Here is a 23,018-nt window from a genome sequence, read left to right on the forward strand (position 1 = left end):
ATGCAATGACAGTCTTCCGGAACGGGGAGCGGCTGAGGCCGCTTCCCCGGGCGCCCCGCCGTCTCTGGCGCGTCGCCGCCGTCCTTGCGGTTTTTCTTGCCGCCTTCCTGCTGGTCTCGGGAATGCTGGTCCCGCGACCGGGTCATGCCACGGAGCCCGCTATGTATGGGGCCGCCGACGGGCAAGTACCGGCCGCCCGGCCGCCGCATGCTCACGGCGGGCACGGCCATGACGGTACCGCGGCGCATGCCATGCCGATGCCCGGGCCCGATGCGCCGCCCTTCGAGCGGGAGATGGCCCGCGACATGGAGCGGATGATGCGGGAGATGCACGCCCCCGGCTACAGTGGCAACCGGGATATCGATTTCCTCGCCATGATGATCCCGCACCATCAGGGCGCCATCGACATGGCCCGGCTCGCACTGATCTACGGCAGCGATCCCCTGACCCGCACGCTGGCGCAGGAAATCATCGCCTCGCAGCAGGCCGAGATCGAGGCCATGCGGGGCCGGCTCGAGGCCCTGCGAAAAGGCGGGGCGGCGGGTGGCGGGGAATACCCGGCGCTCAGCGGAACGCGCGGGGGAGGGGTGTCGCGCCAGTGATCCGGGGCGCGGGATCCGGTGCGCCTCCCTCGTTCTCCGGCTGTGGCCGGACGAGTAATGCGGGCACAGGTACGCATAGCTGCCTTTATGGCGCTAAACACATTCGAATACATGAATGTAATATGGCCCGACGAAGCGTTCCTTCGCTCGTAGCAAAGAAAAAAGACGGGAGGACCGAGAATGAGAGTCATGTTTCTAGCCGCGCTGTTCGCCTTGCTGGCCGCGGCGCCCCAGCAGCTGCTCGCCGCCGAGCTGGAAGTGAAGATCAACGCCCAGACGCCGAGCGTCACGGTGCCGACGAAGGACGGCCCTGTGGAGGTCATGCGCAACCAGGACCCGGAGGCGACGATCGATCCTGCCTATGCGAAGACCTCGCGCAAATGTCCGCCGTTCTGCATCCAGCCCATGCAGGTCGCCCCGGGCGTGACGACGGTGGGCGAGGTCGAGCTGCTCGAATTCGCCAAGACCGGCGGCAAGCTGATCGACGGCCGCACCGTCGAATGGCATGTCGACGGTACGATCCCCGGCGCGATCAACATGCCCTACACCCAGATGGCCGACCGCCTGGACGAGATCGGCTGTGTGAAGAACGCGGACGGGAAATGGAACTGCGAGAACGCGGAGACGGTCCTGCTGTTCTGCAACGGCCCCTGGTGCGGCCAGTCCCCGATGGCGATCAAGGCGATGCTCCGGGAAGGCTATCCGGCAGAGAAGATCCTCTATTACCGCGGCGGCATGCAGGCCTGGCACACGCTGGGGCTGACGGTGGTCGAAGGGGATATGTAGGCTCCGATGGAGCTTTGAGGTTCGGAGAGCCCGCCTGATGCGTCAGGCGGGTTTTTCGTGATTGGTGCACTGGGCCGAAGAACCAGCCCTTTCCCCTCGATCACCCCGCGTCCGTCATCCCGGCGCAGGCCGGGACCTAGGGGATCAAAGAGCAGTGACGGCGGCGCGATGGATCCCGGATCGCGGTCCGGGATGACGCCGAGCTTGAAGATCCGGGCGCTGTGTCCCCTCGGCCCCAACGATGCTATGATGCGCATCATGAGCAAGATGATCGAAATCACCGACGAAACCGCCGCCGTGCTGGCGAAACGGAGCGCCGCGACCGGGCGTGCGCCGTCGGACCTGCTCTCCGACGCCATCGCGCTCGAAGCCCGCCGCGCCGATATCAAGGATCAACTCGCGCGCCGCCTGTCCGACCAAAGCGCCCCGGTCGATGGCGAGAGCGCTTTCGCCGCGCTCCGGGAAAAGCGCGCCTCCCGCAGCGCCTGAGGCATGGGCTTCCGGTTTCATGCCGAGGCCGTCAAGGACCTGAAAGCGAGAGAAGAATTAAGGTGAGTGTCCCCTTAATTCTGTCCCCTTAACTCCCGAGAGAAGAATTAAGGGGAGTGTCCCCTTAATTCCAAAAAAGCGGTGTATCCCGTAATTTCCTAATCTATCTTTATGAATGTTCTGATGTGTTTCGTCGGCTTCGCCTATGTCTCGGCGCTTGTTTTTTCTGGAATGCCGCAAGGCTTGATTTTTCCTTGAGGTATCTTGCTGCGCGCTCAATATCAGGAAAAAGAGACATTTCATTGATAGAAAGTTTTTTTAAATCTTCAATTATTTCGTTTTTGTATTCTTTATTAATTATAATTTTTTCTGCTTTCATGTAATCGTCAATTAAATTCGATCTGTAGTCTATTTCATTTAAAAGTCCAAAAATAAAAAAGGCGCCTTGCTGCGCTATTATTCTTTTATTGTTTTGTTTTGGTTTGATTAAAATTATTTTTTCTAGATCGTATGGATTTATATCGCCTTCAAATCCATGTTTTTCTTGTCTAATATAATGAATTAGCCTCTTGGTTGGTTTGAGGTTGTTAAAATCATATTTCTTTATTTGACTTGCGCTGAGTAATTTTTGATCAATTTGTTTTTTTGACAATATATCAAGTTTTGCAAAATTAGCAAGAATGCTAACTGTGTCGCTATCAAAGTATTTTATTATTTCATTATTTACTTCAATTTTGACGACGGATCCATCATGCGTAGAGTCGTTTTCAGAGTTGTTTTTTTCTCCAAGATTCTTGCATGCAAAATATAGTGCTATTAATGGGTTAAATGTTACATCAAGTAATCGCGTTGGAATTGAGTAATGTTGCATTCTAGACAATAATTCTAGCGCGCCAATATCTTCTGTAAATTCATTTGGGTGTGCGGATATTATTTCTCTTATAAAATTATTTTCGTTTTTATAATCAATATTGTTTCTAAGTGCGGTAGGTGTAAGTTGGTATCGATAGTCCTCATGCCCTCGATATACAACTAGATTCTCCGCGTTTTCATGAGAGCGAAACAATTTTTCGAGAAATTGAGAAACGCTGCTGATTGATTCCATACAGAAGCTCCCTCACAACACCCGATACACATTATAAACCGGCCCGCCCGGCGTCCGGTCCCCGGTCCCGACGCAGACCGCCTTGTTCAGCCAGAGATACTTGTCCGCGCTGGTCTCGAAGCCCGGCGTAATCCGGAAGTAATAGTCGTTCCGGTCCACCGGCTGGCCCGAATTGAGCCGCGCCATCACCTCTTCCGGGCCGTGGCGGAGGCCCTTGTAGGTCATGTAGATCAGCGCGCCGTCGTCAGTTTCCAGCACCAGGCGGACGTCGAGCTGGGTCACGCCGTCGGCGCGGACCAGGATCCAGTCGCCGCCGCCGCCGCGCACCGTGCCCTTGAGCCCCGGACCCTCGAACGTCCCGCCGGTCACCCGCGCGATCTTGCGCTCGCCATAGGGCGTGTGGCCGAGGAGCTGCAGCGAGGCTTCCACCGAAAGCGCGATGTCGAAGAGATGTTCTGTCTGGATATGGCTCACGGGTCCGGTCCTCCCTGCTAGTGATCGGGGAGAGTATGACCGCTTCGCGCGCGCTTGAAAATCGCCCGCTCCGCATGGCGGAACGGGCTGAGGGGAGGGATCAGTCGGTGACGGTCACGACCGCCCGCATCTTCGGATGGATGCGGCAGCGCAGGGTGAAGCGGCCCGGGTTGTCGAAGGTCACGGCGACCTCGCTGCGGGAGTTCTGCAGGCCGATATCGAAGGTCCCGTCCTCGGTATCGGAATAGACATTGTGGCCGAAGACGTCGGAATTCAGGAACACCACCTGCTCGCCGGCCTTGATCGTGACCGCCTTCGGCAGGAACTCGATGCCCGCCTGCTCGATCACCGTCGGGGTCGCGGCATAGAGGCCGCCGACCGTCGCCCAGGCCCCCGCGGCGGCGAGCGCGAGGGTGGCGGCGATACGGCGCCGGAATGCGGTTGCATGCATGGCGGTCACCTGTTGACCACGGGAGTGGCAATATCGATCACCGCGCCGCCGCCGGAAGCGATGCGGCCGACCCGCGTCAACGTCCCGCGGGCGACATCGAGTCGGTAGAGATCGCGTCCGCTCACGGCGAAGCCGTGGTACTCGTCCTTCGGGTCTGTGTGGATGTCGATCGCCTCGACCGCCGTGCCGGGGGCGCGCCCGGTCGGGCCGACGGATTTCAGCACGCCGTCGTTCGGCGGGTCCTGCACGGCGTAGGTGGCGTTCAGGCTGTCGATGTCGAAGAGCTGGGTGTATTTCGTGCCCTTGTAGGCATTGATATAGGCGCCCGCGAGGACGCCGGCCGTCTTGCCCGCGTTGCGGTCGCCCGCGGCATAGGCAAGCCGGCCGTCGACCAATGTGGCGCCGGTATCGACATTGACCCGGAGGTTCTGTCCGTTCGAGGCCATGACCCTGAGCCTGTCGGCCTGCGGGTTGAAATCGACGACCAGATTGTCGACCGCTTCCAGACGCTCGGAGATCTTTGCTTTCATCGTGGCGGCGCCGGTCGCGGGATCGATGGTGTAGATCGTGCCGGAGGCGGTCACGGCGTAGAGCGCGAGGTCGGCCGGGCGGATGTCGATGCCGAGCACCTTGGTGTCGACGCCGGTGATGCCGACGACGCGGCTCTTGCCCGGCGCGCTGTCGGTCGTCAGCACGAGCTGGTTGCGCGCGGTCAGGCCGATCAGGTCGAGCGCGGCGGCGGGCGCGGTCCATGCGATGCCGGCGGCGAGCGCCGCGGCGGCGAATGTTCTGGAAAAAGTCATCGGAGAGAGTCCGTCTTTTTATTTCAACGCGCGCCCAACCGGAGCCGGCGGTACCGGCGCTTGTCAGTCTCTACGCGGGAAAGGACGGTGCGGATCGGTTATCCGGACCGGGAGGGCTTCAGAGCCTGAAGATCGCCTCGACCTTGGCCTTCATCTGGTCCGGGGTGAAGGGCTTGGCGATATAGGCGTCGACGCCGGCCTTGCGTGCGGCGATGACGAATTCCTTGTTGGCGTTGCCGGTCAGCATGATGAACTTCATCTTCGGGAAGATCTTGCGGACCGCCTTCAGGAACTCCAGCCCGTTGATCTCGGGCATGTTCCAGTCGGAGACGATGAGCTGCACGTCGCCGTCCAGCTCCCGCAGGAGCTTCAGCGCCTTCAGCCCGTCGGGGGCGTGGAAGATCCGCTTGAAGCCCATGACCTTCAGCGCGCCCTGGGCGAGCTTGGCAGCCATCGGCTCGTCCTCGGCGACGATCACCTGGAACTCCGCGAAGTTGGGGCGGATGGCGGCAAGGGGATTGGTCTGGCTGTTCATTGAGCGGCCCGGCTCTCCAAAAGGCTGCGGCTTTCCTCAAGGGCGGCGAGCAGGTTCTCGGCCGCGGCCGCGCAGTCCTCTAAATGCTGCGTTCCGGCGGCACTTTCAACTGAAACCGCATCGCGATAGACCCGGCGCAGTCCAACGGAGGCGGCGGCGCTCTTGAGCGTGTGCGCCGCCTCGCCGAGAGCCGCCGGATCCTCCGCCGCGAGATGGGCGGCGATCGCCTCGCGATGCGCGTCGAGCCCGGCGAGGAAGTCGCTCACCATCTCGGCCGCGAATTCGTCGCCGAGCTGGGCGCGGTAGGTCTCCAGGATTTCCGGCTCAAGCGCCGGGCCGTCCTGCATCAGTTTCTCGGCGACCGGCGAGGCGGGAGCGTCCTCGTCCTCGTCCTCGAAATCGGGGAAGAGATCGTCCTCGTCTCCCTCGAGGGCCGGAATGACCGGGCCGAGCACGCGGGCGAGCGCGCCGAACAGCAGCCCCGGATGGATCGGCTTGGCGACATAGCCGTCCATGCCGGCCTCCATGCAGCGGGCAACCTCGTCCGCCGTCGCGGCAGCGGTGGCGGCGAGGATCGGGATGTCGGAGCGTGGTGGCAGCAGTGCCCGGATCCGGCGCGTCGCCTCGAGCCCGTCCATGCCCGGCATGTTCATGTCCATCAGGATGGCGTCGTAGGTGCCGGCCGGATTGTCCTCGAGCGCGGCGAGCGCTGCGGCGCCGTCATTGACCATGTGGACGCTGTGTCCTTCCGCCTCCAGCAGACCGCGGGCGACCTGCTGGTTCACCATGTTGTCCTCGGCAACCAGCAGCGAGAGCGGCGGCAGGCTGGCTGTGATCGCCCCGGACGCGGCGTCCTTCGCCCGGCCTTCGGCGAGCGGCAGCTCGAACCAGAAGGTGCTGCCTTCGCCCGCCACGCTGTCGACGCCGATCCGGCCGCCCATCAGCTCGACCAGCTGCTTGCAGATCGCGAGGCCGAGCCCGGTGCCGCCATATTGCCGCGCGGTCGAGCTGTCGGCCTGGCTGAACTCCTGGAAAAGCCGGGAGATCTTGTCCTCCGGTATGCCGATGCCGGTATCGCGGACGGCAAAGCGGTAGGTATCCGGCATTCCGGTCGGCGAGACCGAGACGGTGACGGAGCCGCTCTCGGTGAATTTCAGCGCATTGCCGACGAGGTTCAGCAGGATCTGGCGGAGACGCGCGCTGTCGCCCTTCAGGTGCGACGGACATTCCGGGTCCACATCCGCGCGGAAGGAGAGGCCTTTTTCCTCGGCCCGGCCCTGCATCAGCGCGAGCGAGCCGTCGATCAGGCGCCGGAGATCGAAATCGAGCACCTCGAGATCGAGCTTGCCTGCCTCGAGCTTGGAGAAATCGAGGATGCCGTTCAGCAGGTGCATCAGCCCCTCGGCGCTCTCCAGCACGGTCTCTGCGAAATGCCGTTCCTCGGGGCCGAGCGGCTTGCGCAGGAGCAGGCGGGTCATGCCGATCACGCCGTTCATCGGGGTGCGGATCTCGTGGCTCATCATGGCGAGGAAGTCGGCCTTCGCCTGGGCCGCCGCCTCGGCGCTGTCGCGCGCTTCGCGGACCTCGTTCATGACGTCGCGGAAGACGATGAGCGAGCGGGCCATGCCGCCGATCTCGTCGCCGCGCTCGAGATCGTTCTGCCGGACCTCGATCGAACGGTCACCCGCGGCGAGCTCGACGGTGCGGCGGGCCAGCCGGTTCAGCGGGCGGATGATATCGCGGGCGAGCAGGATCGCGACCAGCACCGAGACGACGAGCACGCCGGCGAGGATCCAGGTGGTGAAGCGCTTGGTGTCCTCCACCTGTTCCTCGGCGGCGAGCCAGAAGCGGTAGCCGTCCTCGGCGGCGACCTGCACCAGGATGTCGAGATCGGTCTTGACCCGCTCCGCAATGTGGTCCCGGTCCTCGACTTTTCGGGGGTCGGTGCGGGCCACCCTCGCGGTCTTCCACCAATCATTGAACTCGCTTTCGATCTTGGCCGCGAGCACCTTGGTTCGCTCCGACATGCGCCGCTCCAGGGCGACATCCAGATCGAGAAAGAAATCTTCCCGCAATCGCTGGAGGTTTTCTTCGCTGGCGCCAACCGACAATCGCTCTTCAAGTTCGAGAATAAGAAAATCTGATTGCGCAGCCCGGGCGAAATTGATTGCCTGGAACGGCCGGTCATACATTGCTTTCGCTATGTCTCCGAGCGACCATGCGGCGAAAAGACTCGTACCCGCCAGAGCGCCGGCAACCAGAACGGCCATCAGGAACGCGCCGATCAGTTTCAGGCGGATGGACATCGGACGCGAATTACTCTTCGACGGTGATCTTCAACCGCATGCGCGGATGAATGCGGCAGCGCACATCGACGATACCGAGCTTTTCCAGCACCACGTCGCGCTCCTCGCCGGGGGCCTGCAGGCCGATGTCGAAGCTCGCGCCGTCGGTCTCGGAATAGACATTGTGGCCGTAGAAGTCGTCGTTCACGAAGCGGACCGTGTCGCCTTTCTTCACCGAGACCTCGCCAGGCGTGAAATGGCGCCCCTTCTGGCTGATCGTGGCGGCCGGGTCGGCGGCAAGCGCGACGGCGATGCCGGCCGTGGCCGAAAGTGCGGCGGCCAGCATGGCGGCGCCGATGGATCTGGTGAGCGGCATGGGCGCGTCCAAACAATGATCGGGTGCGGGTATCTTACCGTAATTTCTAGGGATTTACTTTAGCGATGCGGGTGCGTCTATACATCCCCGCCCGCGTCTCGGTACTTCACAAACAGGCGATCCAGTTCGAGGCGATGAAAGGTTTCCGCCTGCGGCCCCCGGTCGGGTCCGAAATAGAGCCCGAGTGCCGTGCAGTGCTGGAAGAAGCCCGGACCCGGCAGCCCGCCCCGGGATTTCGAGACCGCGGCGGCGGCCCTGAGCGGCCGTCCCTCGGCATGATCGCGACTGACGGTCCGCTCCAGTGCCTCCGTCAGTTTGTGAATGGCATGCGGGCCCGGAATGCCGGCCTCGCCCGCGAGCTCGGCATAGGTGGTGACCTTTCCGGCCCGGGCACAGCGCTCCAGCGCGTCGAGCAGGCGCGGAAACCAGTCGGGCTCTCCTTGGTTCTCCGGGCGTTCTGTGGTCATGGCTCGTACTCGCAGCTCGGGAAGGGGCGGCGTGACAGGCCGGCCAAACTTCAGTAAAGGGTGAGGCAAAGCTTGTGGAATCAAAAATGACCGCTTTCAGGGCGACGCTCTTCAACGTCCTCTTCTACATCTTCACCCCCGTCATCGGCTTGTTGGCGCTTCCGGTCTTTCTCGGACCGCGGAGCTGGGTCTGCTGGGTCCGCGATACCTGGTGCCGCGGGGTGCTGGCCGTGCTCGCGGTAATTGTGGGGCTGCGCTGGCGGATCGAGGGACGGGAGCATCTTCCCGACGGGCCCTGCCTGATCGCCTGCAAGCATCAGTCAGCCTGGGAGACGATCGCGCTGCAGCTCATCTGCCGCGATCCCGCCATCGTGCTGAAGCAGGAACTGCTGAAGCTTCCGGTGGTCGGCTGGTATTTCCGCAAGGTCGGCATGGTCCCGGTCGACCGGTCGGCCGGGGCGGGCGCGCTGAAGATGATGGTGAAGGCGGCGGAGGAGCGGGTTGCCGAGGGGCGGCCGGTGGTGATCTTCCCGCAGGGCACCCGTGTCGCGCCGGGCGTGGAGCAGGCCTATCATCCGGGCGTCTATGCGCTCTATCGCGCGCTTGACCTGCCGACCGTTCCAATCGCGCTCAATTCCGGCCAGTTCTGGGCGCGGGAGAGCTTCATGAAGTATCCTGGCACCGTCGATGTCCGGGTGCTGGAGCCAATTCCGCCGGGGCTCGACCGCAAGAGCTTCATGAGCCGGCTGGAACAGGTGATCGAGAGCGAGACCACGCGTCTCGAGAAGTCCGCCTCTACTTGATCGTCATCTTCATGACCTGAACATTCAGCAGGTCGTCCTTCGGGATGATGTCTCTGAGCCGGACCCAGACCCCGTCTCGGATCCTGTTGATGCCGTCGAAGCCGTTCAGGTCTTCCTGGGTCAGGCTGCTCGCATAGATGATCACCGCATCGCGGATGCGCGGTTCCAGCCCGGCCACCCGTGCCTGGGCGTTGGGGTCCTTCAGCTCAAGCGCGAGGCTGAGCAGCATGAAGACCGGATAGCGCCGCTCGGTCTGCAGGTTGATGACGAATTCCTCGAGCTGGAAGACCACCGCGTTCGGATCCGCCGCCGCATAGGGCGGAGGGGCCTCCTTCAGATACTGCTCTTCCTTCGGTGTTGTCTCCCCGCCGCCCATCATGTGCTTGCGCTTGGCGCCAAGCGGATCGAAGCCCGGAATCAGCCCGAACATCACGGCGCCCATTCCGGCGCCGACGATCAGCATCAGCGGCAGGGTCACGAAGATGATCAGTTTCTTCACGGGCGCAGGCTCCGTTCGCTCAAGGGACCGTCTCGGTCCACTCCACTAGCAGCTATCCTGTTTGTCTGAACAGTATTTCCGGTGCAAACACCGGGTAAAAGCGGCCTATGATAGTCCCGGAATACGAATGAGGTGGCGTGTCGATGCAGGATAAGGAAGCCCGGGCCTGGCTCGAGTTTTTCATGAAACAGCCGGAAGAACGCCAGGCGGAGAAGCTGCGTGCCGAGGCGCCGGGCGTGACCTCCTTCGTGATCGATCTGGTCGATGACCGGTTCTACATTACCTTCCGTTTCGACGACGGGCGCGAGAGGGCAATCGCGCTGAGCGAAGATCTTGCGCTCTATATGCGCGAATACCTCAACAGCGGCCTGATGGAGAAGCTCACCCGCCGCCGCTAGGCCTCGAGGCCGGTCCGGTAATGCGCGATGGTCCGGGCGATCCCCTCCGAAAGCGTGGTGCGCGGAAGCGCTCCGAGCAGATCCTCGACCGGGGTCGGAACCATTTCCGCCGGGATCGGAAGGGTGGGGCCGCTCCAGTCCAGCTTCGCGTCCGGAACGTGTCTGCGGATTTCCTCCACGATCGCGCCCGCGTCGGCCCTTTCGCCAGAGAGGGTGATGGCATGCGCGCCCTCGAAGGGCCGGGTCGCCGCCGCCTCGCAGACCGCCGCGACATCGTCGACGAAGATCATGTCGGCCTCGCCGGAATAACCGATCGTATAGGGACGTCCCGCAAGAGCCTCGCGGCAGGCAACCGACGGACCGGCGGTCATGCCGGTGACCCGTCCGGGGCCGTAAACGATGGCCGGGCGGAAACCGATGCTCGGAATGCCGGATTCGATCCAGTAGGCACGGGCGCAGCCCTCAGCCGCCAGCTTGTAGGCGCCGTAATGGGTGATCGGGCTAAGATCGGTGCAACTGTCCGGGGCGAGGGCCGATGCGCTGCTGGCATAGGCCACGCCGGTCATGCCTTCGGCTTTCGCCGCCTCGAAAACGTTCAGCGTACCGATCAGGTTGACCTTGGCGCCGAGCACCGGATCGGCCGAGCACTCCGGCGTCAGCAGGGCGGCGAGATGGACCGCGAACGAACAGCCGCGCGCCGTGTCGCGCACGGCTTCGGTATCGGCGATGTCGCCACTCACCCAGTCGATCCCGTCGGCGCCGTCGCCAATGATTTCCCGGACGATGGAGCGGTCTTCCTTCAGGTCGAAGACGCGGACGTCGACATTCCGCTTTTTCAGCCGCTTGATGAGCCAGGCGCCGAGAAACCCGCCGCCGCCAGTGATCAGAACCTTCATTGCGCCGCTCCCGTTCCGGCCATATCCGCCGCGGTGAGCTGATAGGCGAGGTTGTAGACGATGGTCTCGGGGTCCTTGAGGCCGATCCCGCTCGCGGCGATGACGGCTTCGAACTCCGCGACCGATGCTTCGAGTTCCGGCAGGCCGCTGCCTTCAATGAGCACAACCGCGTCGAACTCCTTCTCCTTCATCTTCGGGCGGATCTCGGTCTCGCGGGTTTTCACGCCGGAAACCTCGGTGCGAGCGAGGCCGATATGCGCGCCGGCGGCGCCCGTCACCTTGAGCAGGCTGTCGGTGAGCGCCTGGGCTCCTGCGCGGACCGTTTCCGCATTGCCATCATCCGAGAAATCGAGCCGGATCGTCGCCATCGCGCCGCCGTCCCCGACGCCGGAGGAGGCTATCCGGTCGCAGGCGACGCGGAGGAAATTGCGGAAGGTCGGCTGGACCTTGTCCGACCACGGGGTCGGGTTGTTCAGGCGTTCGAGATAGGCCGGAGAGCGGAAGGTCTCGACCGTTTCGCCGCAATAGACGGTGCCGTAGCGGTAGCGCGGGGCACTGTGGTTGATCAGCCGTTTGCCGACGAGGAAGCCCGGGATCGAAAGCCGTTCCGGCATGTGCTCGCGGGTATGCCATTCCATGTATTCGGTCTGGGACGGCGGATCGATGTCGTGCCAGAGCGCGAGAAAGGCGTCGCCGGTCAGGGCCATGTCGTTTCGCTCCTTTGGTTTATTGTTTGCTTGGCCCGGTCATAGGTCGCCGAGCAGTTTCTTGGTCGCCGCGAGGGCGCGCCGCGCGACTTCGGAGGCGCCTATTTCCGCCGCCAGGGCATGGTTCGGAACCTCGACGCTGACGGTCATGTCCTTCGGGACGAGCGCGGCGATGGCGGCAAGATCGATGCCGCCCTCACCGGGGATCAGCCGTGCCGTGCGGGCGATCCTGATCAGCTCTTCGTCCGACGGATCGTAGGGCACGGGCCCGTCGCAGATCTGAACATAGTTCATGAGCCCCGCCGGCAGATCACGGAACTCGTCCAGGGAGGCACCGCAGCGGTCGAAATGCAGGGTGTCGAACAAAACGGCGGCGGCGGGGTGATTTGCCGTCTCGACCATGCGCCGTGCATGCGCCAGATCCTTCACCCCGGTCCACGGCATGAATTCGAGGTCCGCGGTGAGCATGTACTCGCCAAGCCGATGGCAGAGCGCGGTGTAGTTGTCCTGGCTTCGCGAGTGATCCGTATCGTCAACCGCGACGAGAACATGCTTTGCGCCGAGATCGGAGATCCGGTCGAGAAAGGGCGTGAAGCTGGCGATCTCGGTCGTCGGCGCGAGCCGGATCATCTCCGCGTCCGCCAGATTTACGCCGGTATCCCGCATCGCCGCCTTGACCTCGCGCGCGAGCCCATCGTCTTGAAGCAGCGGGAAGAGCCGGTCGGCGGGGCCCGCGGGCAGTAGGCGGAAACTGATCATGTCATAGCCATGATCGGCGGCGATCCTGACGGAGGTGACGGGATCGGCGCCGTTACAGGTCAGGTAACCGAGAGAATAGGCGCGAGTCATCGGGAACCTACCGCTTTCTGCCCGGTCCGGTGACCGGTCTCGCCGCTTTTCCGAAGCTGCCCAAAAAACTGCGAGGCGTCCGCTGCCGCCGAAAGTTCTTCCGCGGCCTCGCGCAGTTTCGGCGCGAGTTCGGCGACACGCAGCGCATCGAGACGGACCGTCGGTCCGGCGATCGAGAGGCATCCGACGATGGGGCCGCTCTTGCCGTGCCGGACCGGGACCGCCATCGCGGCCATGCCGATCATGTAGCTGTTGACGGTCAGCGCGTAGCCCTTGGCGCGCGCCTCGGCCAGGACGGCCAGCAACGCGGGGAGGGTTGCCGGGGCGCCGGGGCCCGGTTCGAACTCGGTCGGTCGGAGGCCCTGACGTGAGACCAGTTCGAGGGCGTCCGCGTCGCTCATCCCGGCGAGCCAGGCCTGTCCGCCGGCGGTGCTGGCGAGGTGGACGACCACGCCCTGCTCGCGTCCCGGATCGTAGCGCAGGCCCGTGGTGGCGCCCTGCGCAACGGCGACCCAGACCAGCCGCTCGCCGTCGACGACGGAGAGCCGGATCAGCTCGCCGCTCGCCGCCGCGAGCCGGTCGAGGATCGGCTGCGCGATGTCGGTCACGCCGGCGCGGCCGAGAAAGCTGAGACCGAGGGCGGAGAGTTTCACGCTCAGCAGATAATCGCCCTGATCCCGGGGCTGCCTGACATAGCCCAGCCGCGCCAGTTCGCGCAGCTGCCGGTGCACGCCGGAAACCGGCATGCCGAGCAGCGCGGCCATCCGGCTGACGGGGAGACCCGCAGGATGCTCGACCATTAGCTCGAGAATGCGCAATCCGCGTTCGAGGGCGCTGCTCACCGCGATTTCCTTTCGAGAGCCTCCGGGCGGTCCCGGAAGAGCATTCCTGTCTCCGGGACGAAGAGCGTACATCGGTCATGGCAAAAAGTGGAAAGAGATTCTAATTTTGAATTTCGAGCGGGTGTGCCACCCGTTTGTCCCTTCGATCCCGACGACAGGAATCCGACTTATGAGCAGTCCCGAAAGTGCCCGGCCGGAGAAAAGCGAGTGGGACGTCATCGTGCTCGGAGCTGGAGCGGCCGGAATGGCGGCGGCGGTTTTTGCCGCGCTCGAGGGCGCACGGACCCTGCTCGTCGAACGGTCCGAATATGTCGGCGGTACATCGGCTCTGTCGGCGGGAACGGTCTGGATACCGAACACCCGGCATGCAGCCATCGCCGGAGCGGAGGACAGTCCGGAGCGGGCCGCGGCCTTTCTGGACGCCGCGGTCGGTAACCGGGCTCCGAAGGCGATGCGCGATGCCTTTCTTCGTGCGGGACCCGAAGCGATCCGCTGCCTTGAGGAGCGGACCGATATGCGCTTCCGCGCCCGCCCGTTCCACCCGGATTATCTCTATGAGCTGGAGGGCTCTGTCTTCGGCGGCCGGGCACTCGAGGCGCTGCCGTTCGACGGCGCCAGCCTTGGAAATGCTTTCTATCTGATAAGGCCTCCGATCCCGGAATTCACCGTGCTCGGAGGCATGATGGTCGACCGGGACGATATAGGCCATCTGCTGAAGATGACCTCGTCGCTGAAATCGCTCGCGCACGGTTTGCGACTTGTCGCCGGTTATGCCGTGGACCGGCTGCGCTTCGGGCGCGGCGCGCGTCTCGTGATGGGTAACGCACTGACGGGCCGGTTGCTGAAAGCGCTGCTCGATCTCGGCGTCGATCTGATGACCGAAACCGAAGTGACCGACATCTCGGCCACGCCGGATGGAGTCAGCGTCTCGGTGGAAAGTGACGGACGCAAACGGGATCTCGGCGCGCGCGGCGGCGTGATCCTCGCCTCCGGCGGGTCCGCCCGTCATCCGGAGCGTCGGGCGGAGATGCTGCCGTCACCGCTTCCCGAATTCAGCCCGGCAGCGCCGGGCAATACGGGGGCCTTGCACGATATCGCGCTCAGGCTCGGTGCGCGCTACGGAGAGGCCGGCGACCAGCCGGTGTTCTGGGCACCGGTCTCCCGCCGCAGACGCAAGGACGGCAGCATGGCGGTATTTCCGCATTTCGTGCTCGACCGGTCCAAGCCGGGAATTCTGTCGGTCGGTCGCGACGGTCGGCGCTTCGTGAACGAGAGCAGGTCCTACCACGAGTTCGTCGCGGCGATGTACGCGGCCAACAAGGACGGACTCACCATCCCCGCTTACGAGATCACCGACTCCGAGGGGCTCCGGAAATATGGCCTCGGCATGGTCCGGCCGGGAGGCCGCGGCTTGGGGCCGTTTCTCGCTGACGGCTATCTCGTCCGGGCGGAATGTCTGGCCGGGCTGGCGGCGAAGCTGGAGATCGATGCCCAAGGTCTCGCCGGCACGGTTGCGCGGATGAACGATTTTGCCAAAAACGGCGTCGATCTGGAGTTCCGCAGGGGCTCGACGGTGTACGAGAGGGCCAACGGGGATCCGTCGCACGGCCCGAACCCGACCCTCGGTCCGATCCGCACGCCGCCCTTCTACGCGATCCGTCTCTGGCCGGGAGACATCGGGTCGGCCGTCGGGCTGCTCACCGATATGGAGGCCCGTCTCGTCGACAAGGAAGGGCAGCCGATCACCGGGCTCTATGCCTGCGGCAACGACATGCATTCGGTGATGGGCGGGGTCTATCCGGCGCCGGGAATCAATCTCGGCCCGGCGATCGCCTTCGCCTATGTCGCGGGGCGGCATGCCGCCGCCCGCGCGCTCGGAAATCCGGATCAGCGGCCGACGGCGTAGCCCTGCATGCCGCGCGGATTGGCGGCGGCGCGCAGCATGTCGCCGTCCTTGGCAGCGGCGGTGAGGCGGCCTTCCGACCAGTTCTCTCCGACCTCGACATCGTGGCCGCGGCGGCGCAGTTCCTTGACCGTTTCTTCCGGGAACCTGCCCTCGACCACCAGCCGCTTCTCGGTCCGGCCACGCGGCCAGAAGGAGCTCGGGAAGTGCTCGTTGTGGAAGGCCGGGCAGTCGATCGCCTCCTGCAGGTTCATGCCGTGCTCGGCATGGTGCAGGAAGAGCAGCAGCGACCACTGGTCCTGCTGGTCTCCGCCCGGCGTGCCGAACGGCATGTAGGCCTCGCCGTCGCGCAGAGCGAAGCAGGGCGAGAGCGTGGTCCGCGGACGCTTGCCCGGCGCCAGCGTGGAGGGCGAGCCTTCCTCGAGCCAGAACATCTGCGCCCGGTTGCCAAGGCAGAAACCGAGTTCCGGAATGATCGGCGAGCTCTGCAGCCAGCCGCCGCTCGGCGTCGCCGAGACCATGTTGCCGTCCTTGTCGATGATGTCGATATGGACGGTGTCGCCCTTGGCCTCGCCCATCTTGCCGACGGTCGGCTCGCCGACGCCGAGACCGGCGCCGGAAATGTCGGCCGCATGCGGCTGCAGAGTGAAGGCGATGTTGTTGCTGTAGCCCTCGATGGTGCCGGCGAAGAAGGCGTCGGAGGCCTCCTTGCCGACCAGCGCCCGGCGGCTTTCGGCATAGGCGTCGCTCAGCAGCGTCTCCATCGGGACGTCGACGAAATTCGGGTCGCCGTAATAGGCCTCGCGGTCGGCATAGGAAAGTTTTGCCGTCTCGGTCACGGCATGGACGAAGTCCGGGCCGGTCGGATCCATGTCGGCAAGGCCCATGGCCTTCAGCAGGGAGAGCTGCTGAAGCAACACAGGTCCCTGGCTCCAGGCGCCGGGCTTCATCACAGTGTAACGGCCGTAATCGTAGGAAAGCGGATCCTCGTAGGTCGCGGACCAGCCGGAGAGATCGTCGCCGGTCAGCAGGCCCTTGTGACGCCGCCCGGTGGCGTCCATGTATTCGTCCCGGCAGAAGCGGTCGATGCTCTCGGCGATCCAACCTTTGTACCAGATGTCCCGGGCGCGCTCGATCTGCGCCTCGCGGCTTCCACCGCCGGTTTCCGCCTCGCGCACGATGCGCTCGTAGGTGTCCGCCAGCTTCGGGTTGGAGAACATACCGCCCGGAACCGGGGCCTCGCCGTCCTTCAGGTAGATCGCCGCGGAACTCTTCCACTCGTTCAGGAAGAGATCGCGTACCGTGTTCACCGTGTCGGTGATCTTCGGAACGACGGGATAGCCGTTGCGCGCGTAGCCGATGGCATATTCCAGCACCTGGCCGAGGCTCATGGTGCCGTGGTCGCGCAGCATCAGCATCCAGGCGTCGAACGCGCCGGGCGTCACGGCGGCGAGCAGGCCGCTGCCGGGGATAAGATCGAGACCGAGATCGCGGATCGCCGGGATGGTGGCGTTCTGCGGCGCCGGGCCCTGACCGCAGATCACCCGCGTCCGGTTTTCCCTGGCGCTGTGCATGATGAGTGGCAGGTCGCCGCCCGGGCCGTTCAGGTGCGGCTCGACGATCTGCAGCACGAAGCCGGCGGCGACGGCCGCATCGAACGCGTTTCCGCCGCGCTCAAGAATGGCCATGCCGGCCGAGGAGGCCAGCCAATGGGTCGAGGCGACGACACCGAAGGTGCCGCGAATTTCCGGTCTGGTCGTAAACATCTTTTTTCCTGAGACGGGGGTGTCGAGGAGAGGCGACTATAAGACCGCAAACCGGAGGTTCGCAATTCCCTGGCGCACAACATTTCTTAAATTGAATTTTAACGTCCGAAATGCTACAAATTAGGTGCCTCAGAAGGGGTGGTCCGTTTCCTGCATGCGATTCATGTGGTTAGAACCGGGCCGGAGTTCCGGCTGCAGAAGCAGAGGACATCATGTCGAACGCATCGGTCGCATTGGCCATTCTTGGCGGCAGCGCTTCCTCGTCGTACCCGACGTCGGCGGTAGCGGCATTTGCGAAATACAAGAAGGATCCCGTTGCCGCGCGCACGGAATTCTACAATCGCGCCGACGTTCAGAAAAGCATCACCAAGTTCCAGGCTTCGGCCAACAAGATCACCAAGCTTGACGACCTCCTGAAGGACCGCAAGACCCTCGAATTCGTGCTGACCGCATTCGGCCTGGAATCGGAGATCGGCAATCCGGGCAAACTGAAGGCGATCTTCAACAGCGACAAGGACGACCCGAACTCCTACGCCAACCGGCTGGCGGATCCGCGCTATGGCGAGCTCGCGAAATTCTTCAATGTCGCGAACGAGGGTGTCTCGAAGTTCAAGAGTGACGAAATCCAGACCAAGGTCATCGACAAGTTCCTGACCAACGCGTTCGAGATCTCACTTGGGAACGAGAACCCCGCGGCCCGCGAAGCGGTATATTTTCTGCGCAAAATCAACCAGATCGACTCGTCGGTCGAAATCCTCGGCGATATCGCATTGCGCGGCATTGTCACGACGGCGCTTGGTCTGCCGCCGCAGATCGCCAACCAGTCCGTACTGAGGCAGGAGGCCCTGCTCGACGCCAAGCTCGATTTCGACCGGCTCAACAATCTCGACCGGGACGAGGAGAATGTCACCAAGACCAGGGTCGACTTGGTGAACGACGATCTTGCCGCCCTGAAGAAGGGGCTTGCGGCGACGACGAACGCAACTACCGAACTTGGCAGTTTGCAGGATCAGCTGGAAGATCTCCGCGTCCGGCTTCAGGATTTCGACAATGTCACCAACCCGGCCGGCGTTCTCGCAAGCGAGATTCCGGTTCAGGAAGCGGCAATCCCGGAACTGATCCGTCAGCGCGGCCTGATTGCCGCCGGTGAGCGGGCTCTGGCGGAAACCGACCCGAACGTCGAGCGTCTCAAGAAGATTTTTGCAGAGGCGGCGAGTGTAGAGACCCAGGAAGATCTCGACAGCCTGAAGAATGAGTTTGCGACGTTGGTCGGAGAGATCACGGCCGCGGACGGGTTCATCAAGAGCGCCAATTACGTCGACAGCACCTCCGGGACGACGGAGAATCTTTTCGTTCCGTCCGGCGACGGCGGCAGCGGGATCGATGCGCTTGGCAGTGCCAAGATCACGACGGTGATCAAATCCGACGGCACCGCTGTTGTCACCTCGTCCTATGATCTGGGTTCGTTCCTGACGAGCCTCGATGATGCGAACACGGCTTTCCAGGCGGTGACGCTTGGTTCCCTGTCTTCCAGCCTCGCGGCGGCAAAGACCGATTTCGATGACGCCGAGCAGGAGTTCAAGACCGCCGAAATCGTAAACGGAGTCAATAATTCGAGCTTCAATGGCAGCGTCAACGGCGTGAATTTCGGCTACACGCTGAACTCGCAGGAACTGTCGCAGGGCATTTCCGCCGTCGACGATGCTCTTACGCGCCTCTCGAAAGTTGCGACGGCGCTGTCGGATATCCGCACACTCGCATTCGAGGCGCAGCAGGACGGCGCGGATATCACCGCACTGAACACCAAATACGGCGCCAAGCTGGAAGAACTGACCTCGCTCATCAACGATGCGGGGTCGGCGTCCGACGGAACCAATACCTTCACGTTCGACAATTTGCTGACGGGCGGAACCTTCACCTATCAAGCCGACGCGACGTCGGGCAAGAGCATCGACGCCCGCGGCGGGACCCTAGACACGGATATCCTGTCCGGCCTGCCGTCCACGCTTTCCGCGGCGAATGCGAACAGTATCCTCGGGGATATCGATACGACGATCACGGACGCCCTGTCGGACGTGAAGAACAATCTGGTGACGGACCGGAAGATCTTCGACTTCGCGGCCAACACGGCAGATCCTCTGGGCTCGATCGATTCCGAGATCCGCCAGATCCGCGGCGATCTCGACAAGATTATCGAGAGCGCCGGCGCCAGCGGCGACAACCTGCTGGGAGAACTCGCAAGCGACCTGAAGGTGACGCTCGGCACGCTGGGGACGGTGATCACAGTCGATGCGCAGAGCGGGTTCAAGGACAATTTCGATAGCTCTCTCAGTTCGCTTCAGTACCTCGCCGTGACGGGCGCGACGGCAGCCTCTCGCGGAGATCTGCTGAACGACGCGCTGTTCTCGGTCGGCTCGGCCCTGAGCCGGATCAAGGCCGAGCAGTACACGCTGAATATTCAGCAATCGATCCTCGACGAAAAGAAGACCGCGCTCACGGGCACGAGCGGTTCGGCGGAAAATCTGAGCTTCCTGAAGCCGCTCGAGAATACGAACTACGCGATCAAGTTCATCGAGCAGTATCTGGTCAAGGTGGATCTGCAGGCGATCGGCGGCGACATCTCGTCTGGAGGCGTGACCAATCCGAACCTGGTCAGCCTGTTCCAGGGGATCAGTGGCGGCGGCGGCCTCCTCAACCTGACCAGCTGAGGAGGGGAGGCTTCTCCGCTCAGGTTCCGGCGGTCAGCGGTGCCGTGAGGCGGCGCAGGGTCGCGATGACACTGAGTGCCGTGATCTTCCCGGTCTTCGGGTTCTCCTCCGTCGGAATGTTCTCGATCGTCATGGTGAAACGGGCGCTGTCGGCCTCGACGCGGATCGTGTGCGTGTTCCGGGTCACCTCCGGATCGGCCCAGATTTGAACCGTTGTCCGGTCGGGACCGATGCCGGCGAGGCTGAGGGCGGCTGCCACATTGACGTTCGCCGGGAAACCCTTGGCCGCTTCTCGCGCATTGCCTTCGAACACCTTCTTCGCCGTATTCAGATGCTCGACGGAAATATCGTTCTCGACCAGATAGGGGGCGCCGGCGAGACCGCGCGGCGGCTTGCGGGTCTCGAGCGTGACGGAAGCGATTTCGCCCTCGGCCGCAGCCCGCACCGCATCCAGGCCGATCAGCGCGCCGGTCGGCAAGACCAGGCGGGCGCCGGTTTCCTTCGCCCGCCCGACGAGGTCCATATGGTTCAGCAGGGCGCCGATGCTGACCGGCACGAAAATCCGTCCGGCCTCGATCGCGGACCGGGCGACGGTCTCGAAAACCGCGGCGGGGGCGCATTCGACGACGATGTCGCAATGCTCGGCCAGGCTCTCCAGCGGGACGACAGGGGCGTCGGCGCCGATTGCCGAGAGATTCTTGCGCGCCTTGTCAGCGTCCCGGGCAGAAACGGCTCCGAGTTCGAGGTCGGGCAGGGTTCCGTCGGTCACGGCGCGCGCCAGGGTGAGACCGATGGCTCCAAGACCGCCAATGCCAACTTTAAGCTTCCTACCCATTGATCCGATATCCCGTGACCGCTGTGATTGCCAGAACTCGATGCCTTCTGTAGCCCAGATTTCGCTGCCGTCAAAACATGCTTGGCTCCGCGTGTTGCTGGACGGCGGTCGGGTGCGATGTATAGTCTCCGCGACGCGGGTGGGAGCAGAATGCGACAGTTCAGATTCTTATTGCCTCTGATTCTTGCGGCTGTCGCTCTGTCCGTGCGGCCCGGCGCCGTACGCGCTCAGGACCTCTCCTGCGTCACCGTATCTCTCATTGTTCCGGCAGCCGTAGGTTCGGCCAGCGACCTCGTTGCACGTGCGGTCGCCGATGCCGCGAGTGCGCAGGGAGGAAGTACCTATCGCGTGCGCAACCGGCCACGGGCGATCGCGCAGGGCCTGATCGAGGCTGCGGCGCCCAACGGCTGTACCCTTCTGGTGGACACGCAGATCCGGGTGGCATTCGAAATCCTGAACGGCGACATGCGCGCCTGGCGCGGATTGACTCCCATCGCGCTTCTGACACAAACCCCGATGGCACTTGCCCTGTCGTCGGGCGGTCCCGCGAAGCCGGCGCCCAAGGGCGAGGAGCCCGAGCCGCCGCGCCTTGGCAAAATCGTTTCCGATCTGCGCGCCAAACCGGAATCGATGACCTTCGCACTGGTGGACGACGCGCTCGAAAAGATGCTCTTCCTGCAGATGGAGGAGGCGCTCGGCGTTCGTTTCCGAATCCGGAGTTTCCCGAGCGGCATCGCGCGCTATCGCGAAATCCTGAACGGTCCGCCCGGTACGCTGGGGTTCGTTTCGCTGAAGGCGGCAAGGGCGAAGATGAAGGACAAGGAGCTTCACGTGCTGGCTGTGACCGGTCCGGCTCCCTCCGGGCGGCTTCCCGACATTCCCACTTTGGGGACGGAGGCTCGGGAACTGACGCTGGACGTGGATCACGGAATTTTTGGACCGGAGGGGCTTCCGGCGGAGATCGTCGCAGCACATGTCGCAATCTTGCAGAAGGTCATGGAGACCCGCGGAGTCCTCGCGAACCTGCACGAGGACTATGGAACAGAGGCGCGCCTGATCGCGGCGGACGGATTTTCCCGTTATCTGGAAAATCTGGCCGCCGACTGGAAAGAAATGCTTCAGCGTCAGGACAATAGAGGCCGTCTCGGACAGAAAAGCTGAAGTCATCGCTACGACAACCTGCAGGCGAAATCAGCATAAGTTCTTGTTTTTTCTATATGGGCATAGAGAGCGGAAAAATAGTCCGGTGGCGGCTAGAGGTTGACACCCCGGTTCGTATTCATAGGGTTACTGGCTCTGATCGGGTGCGCCGGTGGTGCGTCCGCGACATCCTGAGTGCCGGCTTCCGGCCGGTGTGACTTCTGGGAGACAAGAAATGAAGATCAAGACAGCCCTTTTCGCGGCCCTTGCGACCGCGTCTGTCGCCCTTGCCGGGGCGCCGGGTGCCGAGGCCGCCGATCTGCCTTGCCGCACCGCCAAGCTGATCGTTCCGTGGGGCGCCGGCGGCGGTACCGACGTGATTTTCCGCCAGTTCGTTGAATCGGCCAATGCGGCCGGTGCGAAGCCGCAGATCCAGGTCGTCAATATCGGCGGTCAGGGCGGCAACAAGGGCGCCAAGGAAGCACGTGGTTCCAAGCCGGACGGCTGCACCCTGTTCGCCATCCACCAGAGCGCGCTGACCAGCTTCTTCAACGGTCGTGTCGACTTCACCTGGGATGCCTTCGAGCCGGTTGCCTTGCTAACCCGGACCCCGGCCATCATCGGCGCCAACCCGGACGTTCCCTACAACAACGTCAAGGAACTGGTCGCAGCTGCGAAGAAGGCTCCGGGCACGGTCGTTGCCGGCGGTACGCTCGGTTCCACCAGCCACTTCATCTTCCTGCTGCTCGAAGACGCGGCGGGCGTGAAGTTCAAGCATGTCTCCTATGACGGCACCCGCGAGCGCATGACCGCGCTGCTGGCGAAGAATATCGAAATCGGCGAAATCAACCTCGCCGCCGCCAAGAAATACATCCAGACCAACGAGCTGAAGGCGCTCGGCATCACCACGCCGGCACGCAATCCGGAAATCCCGGACGTCATGACCCTGCAGGAACAGGGCTACGACCTGATCTACGGGACGGACCGAGGTATCGTTCTGCCGAAGGGTGCGAGTCAGGACGTGATCGATCACTATGCCGCGATCTTCGAGAAGGCCGCGCAGGATCCGAAAGTGGTCGAGGCGATGACCGCCAAGGGCACTTCGGTCAATTATCTTGGCCCGAAAGAATACACGGACTACTTCGAGAAGACCTTCGCTGCCTGGAAGCGGATCGCGATCGAGGTTGGACTTTACAAAGGCAGCTGATTAAACAGCCTTGCGGGCGGGGGGTCCCCGCCTTTGGGGCCCGCGGTTTTATTTCTCCCGGAGGGGGGTGGGGGGGAGGCGGGGGGGCCGGG

The 23,018-nt window shown here is 63.3% G+C and carries 24 protein-coding genes; 9 read left to right on the plus strand and 15 right to left on the minus strand.

Annotated elements, in window-relative coordinates; translation table 11 throughout:
* Nucleotides 1–5 precede the first annotated feature (5 nt).
* The 3 genes from IG122_RS17855 (at nt 6) to IG122_RS17865 (ending at nt 1,877) form a co-directional block, all read left to right on the plus strand.
* Nucleotides 6–602, plus strand: coding sequence for a DUF305 domain-containing protein (locus IG122_RS17855; RefSeq protein WP_226893715.1), 597 nt, complete (start codon nt 6–8; stop codon nt 600–602).
* A gap of 180 nt (nt 603–782) precedes the next feature.
* Nucleotides 783–1,388, plus strand: coding sequence for a rhodanese-like domain-containing protein (locus IG122_RS17860; RefSeq protein WP_193186824.1), 606 nt, complete (start codon nt 783–785; stop codon nt 1,386–1,388).
* 258 nt (nt 1,389–1,646) lie between these two features.
* Nucleotides 1,647–1,877, plus strand: coding sequence for a hypothetical protein (locus IG122_RS17865; RefSeq protein WP_193186827.1), 231 nt, complete (start codon nt 1,647–1,649; stop codon nt 1,875–1,877).
* Between the two features lie 169 nt (nt 1,878–2,046).
* Here IG122_RS17865 and IG122_RS17870 read toward each other — a convergent pair whose 3' ends face one another.
* The 8 genes from IG122_RS17870 to IG122_RS17905 form a co-directional block, all read right to left on the minus strand.
* The gene (locus IG122_RS17870; RefSeq protein WP_193186830.1) at nt 2,047–2,982 is read right to left on the minus strand and encodes an FRG domain-containing protein; all 936 of its coding nucleotides are present in this window, start codon (nt 2,980–2,982) and stop codon (nt 2,047–2,049) included.
* 12 nt (nt 2,983–2,994) lie between these two features.
* Nucleotides 2,995–3,456: a DUF3237 domain-containing protein gene (locus IG122_RS17875; RefSeq protein ID WP_193186834.1), complete on the minus strand. Its 462-nt coding sequence runs from the start codon at nt 3,454–3,456 to the stop codon at nt 2,995–2,997.
* A gap of 100 nt (nt 3,457–3,556) precedes the next feature.
* Complete coding sequence (locus IG122_RS17880; RefSeq protein ID WP_193186836.1) at nt 3,557–3,907, minus strand: cupredoxin domain-containing protein; 351 nt, start codon at nt 3,905–3,907, stop codon at nt 3,557–3,559.
* 5 nt (nt 3,908–3,912) lie between these two features.
* Nucleotides 3,913–4,710 (minus strand): DUF4394 domain-containing protein, encoded by a 798-nt coding sequence (locus IG122_RS17885; RefSeq protein ID WP_193186839.1) that lies wholly within the window; start codon nt 4,708–4,710, stop codon nt 3,913–3,915.
* A gap of 118 nt (nt 4,711–4,828) precedes the next feature.
* A complete protein-coding gene (locus tag IG122_RS17890) occupies nt 4,829–5,245 on the minus strand; it encodes a response regulator (protein WP_193186842.1) in 417 nt (138 codons plus the stop codon).
* A complete protein-coding gene (locus IG122_RS17895) occupies nt 5,242–7,551 on the minus strand; it encodes an ATP-binding protein (protein ID WP_193186845.1) in 2,310 nt (769 codons plus the stop codon). The genes IG122_RS17890 and IG122_RS17895 overlap by 4 nt, the downstream gene beginning before the upstream one ends.
* Nucleotides 7,552–7,561: 10 nt before the next feature.
* Nucleotides 7,562–7,906, minus strand: coding sequence for a cupredoxin domain-containing protein (locus IG122_RS17900; protein ID WP_193186848.1), 345 nt, complete (start codon nt 7,904–7,906; stop codon nt 7,562–7,564).
* A gap of 77 nt (nt 7,907–7,983) precedes the next feature.
* Nucleotides 7,984–8,373 (minus strand): hypothetical protein, encoded by a 390-nt coding sequence (locus tag IG122_RS17905; RefSeq protein ID WP_193186851.1) that lies wholly within the window; start codon nt 8,371–8,373, stop codon nt 7,984–7,986.
* Between the two features lie 86 nt (nt 8,374–8,459).
* Between IG122_RS17905 and IG122_RS17910 the strand changes: the two genes are divergently transcribed.
* A complete protein-coding gene (locus IG122_RS17910) occupies nt 8,460–9,176 on the plus strand; it encodes a lysophospholipid acyltransferase family protein (RefSeq protein WP_193186855.1) in 717 nt (238 codons plus the stop codon).
* Here the strand turns inward: IG122_RS17910 and IG122_RS17915 are convergent.
* On the minus strand, nt 9,169–9,675 hold the full coding sequence (locus tag IG122_RS17915; protein ID WP_193186859.1) for a flagellar basal body-associated FliL family protein: 507 nt from the start codon (nt 9,673–9,675) through the stop codon (nt 9,169–9,171). The two genes, IG122_RS17910 and IG122_RS17915, sit on opposite strands and share 8 nt — an antisense overlap.
* Nucleotides 9,676–9,818: 143 nt before the next feature.
* Between IG122_RS17915 and IG122_RS17920 the strand changes: the two genes are divergently transcribed.
* A complete protein-coding gene (locus IG122_RS17920) occupies nt 9,819–10,073 on the plus strand; it encodes a hypothetical protein (RefSeq protein ID WP_193186862.1) in 255 nt (84 codons plus the stop codon).
* On the opposite strand, the gene IG122_RS17925 is transcribed toward IG122_RS17920, so the two are convergent.
* Genes IG122_RS17925 through IG122_RS17940 form a run of 4 tightly spaced genes read right to left on the minus strand, consistent with a single transcriptional unit; the run spans nt 10,070 to nt 13,367 of the window.
* A complete protein-coding gene (locus tag IG122_RS17925) occupies nt 10,070–10,969 on the minus strand; it encodes an NAD-dependent epimerase/dehydratase family protein (protein WP_193186865.1) in 900 nt (299 codons plus the stop codon). The two genes, IG122_RS17920 and IG122_RS17925, sit on opposite strands and share 4 nt — an antisense overlap.
* Nucleotides 10,966–11,676, minus strand: a complete 711-nt coding sequence (locus IG122_RS17930; protein WP_193186868.1) for a hypothetical protein — start codon at nt 11,674–11,676, stop codon at nt 10,966–10,968. The genes IG122_RS17925 and IG122_RS17930 overlap by 4 nt, the downstream gene beginning before the upstream one ends.
* Before the next feature lie 39 nt (nt 11,677–11,715).
* Nucleotides 11,716–12,525 carry a sugar phosphate isomerase/epimerase family protein gene (locus tag IG122_RS17935; RefSeq protein WP_193186872.1) on the minus strand — a complete coding sequence of 270 codons (810 nt, stop codon included), beginning with the start codon at nt 12,523–12,525 and terminating at the stop codon, nt 11,716–11,718.
* The gene (locus IG122_RS17940; protein ID WP_193186875.1) at nt 12,522–13,367 is read right to left on the minus strand and encodes an IclR family transcriptional regulator; all 846 of its coding nucleotides are present in this window, start codon (nt 13,365–13,367) and stop codon (nt 12,522–12,524) included. The genes IG122_RS17935 and IG122_RS17940 overlap by 4 nt, the downstream gene beginning before the upstream one ends.
* Before the next feature lie 169 nt (nt 13,368–13,536).
* Here IG122_RS17940 and IG122_RS17945 point away from each other — a divergent pair, with 169 nt between their 5' ends.
* Nucleotides 13,537–15,273, plus strand: coding sequence for an FAD-dependent oxidoreductase (locus IG122_RS17945; protein ID WP_193186878.1), 1,737 nt, complete (start codon nt 13,537–13,539; stop codon nt 15,271–15,273).
* Here the strand turns inward: IG122_RS17945 and IG122_RS17950 are convergent.
* Nucleotides 15,255–17,036: a gamma-glutamyltransferase family protein gene (locus tag IG122_RS17950; RefSeq protein ID WP_193186881.1), complete on the minus strand. Its 1,782-nt coding sequence runs from the start codon at nt 17,034–17,036 to the stop codon at nt 15,255–15,257. The two genes, IG122_RS17945 and IG122_RS17950, sit on opposite strands and share 19 nt — an antisense overlap.
* Nucleotides 17,037–17,248: 212 nt before the next feature.
* Between IG122_RS17950 and IG122_RS17955 the strand changes: the two genes are divergently transcribed.
* Nucleotides 17,249–19,744: a DUF1217 domain-containing protein gene (locus tag IG122_RS17955; protein ID WP_193186884.1), complete on the plus strand. Its 2,496-nt coding sequence runs from the start codon at nt 17,249–17,251 to the stop codon at nt 19,742–19,744.
* A 19-nt stretch (nt 19,745–19,763) separates the two neighbouring features.
* Here IG122_RS17955 and IG122_RS17960 read toward each other — a convergent pair whose 3' ends face one another.
* Nucleotides 19,764–20,579, minus strand: a complete 816-nt coding sequence (locus tag IG122_RS17960; RefSeq protein ID WP_193186887.1) for an aspartate dehydrogenase — start codon at nt 20,577–20,579, stop codon at nt 19,764–19,766.
* Between the two features lie 150 nt (nt 20,580–20,729).
* Between IG122_RS17960 and IG122_RS17965 the strand changes: the two genes are divergently transcribed.
* Together IG122_RS17965 and IG122_RS17970 are read left to right on the plus strand one after the other, a co-directional pair.
* Nucleotides 20,730–21,740: a Bug family tripartite tricarboxylate transporter substrate binding protein gene (locus IG122_RS17965; protein WP_193186890.1), complete on the plus strand. Its 1,011-nt coding sequence runs from the start codon at nt 20,730–20,732 to the stop codon at nt 21,738–21,740.
* A 214-nt stretch (nt 21,741–21,954) separates the two neighbouring features.
* Nucleotides 21,955–22,926, plus strand: a complete 972-nt coding sequence (locus IG122_RS17970; RefSeq protein WP_193186893.1) for a Bug family tripartite tricarboxylate transporter substrate binding protein — start codon at nt 21,955–21,957, stop codon at nt 22,924–22,926.
* The last annotated feature ends 92 nt before the right edge of the window (nt 22,927–23,018 follow it).

This window comes from Nisaea sediminum (assembly GCF_014904705.1).
GTDB lineage: Bacteria > Pseudomonadota > Alphaproteobacteria > Thalassobaculales > Thalassobaculaceae > Nisaea > Nisaea sediminum.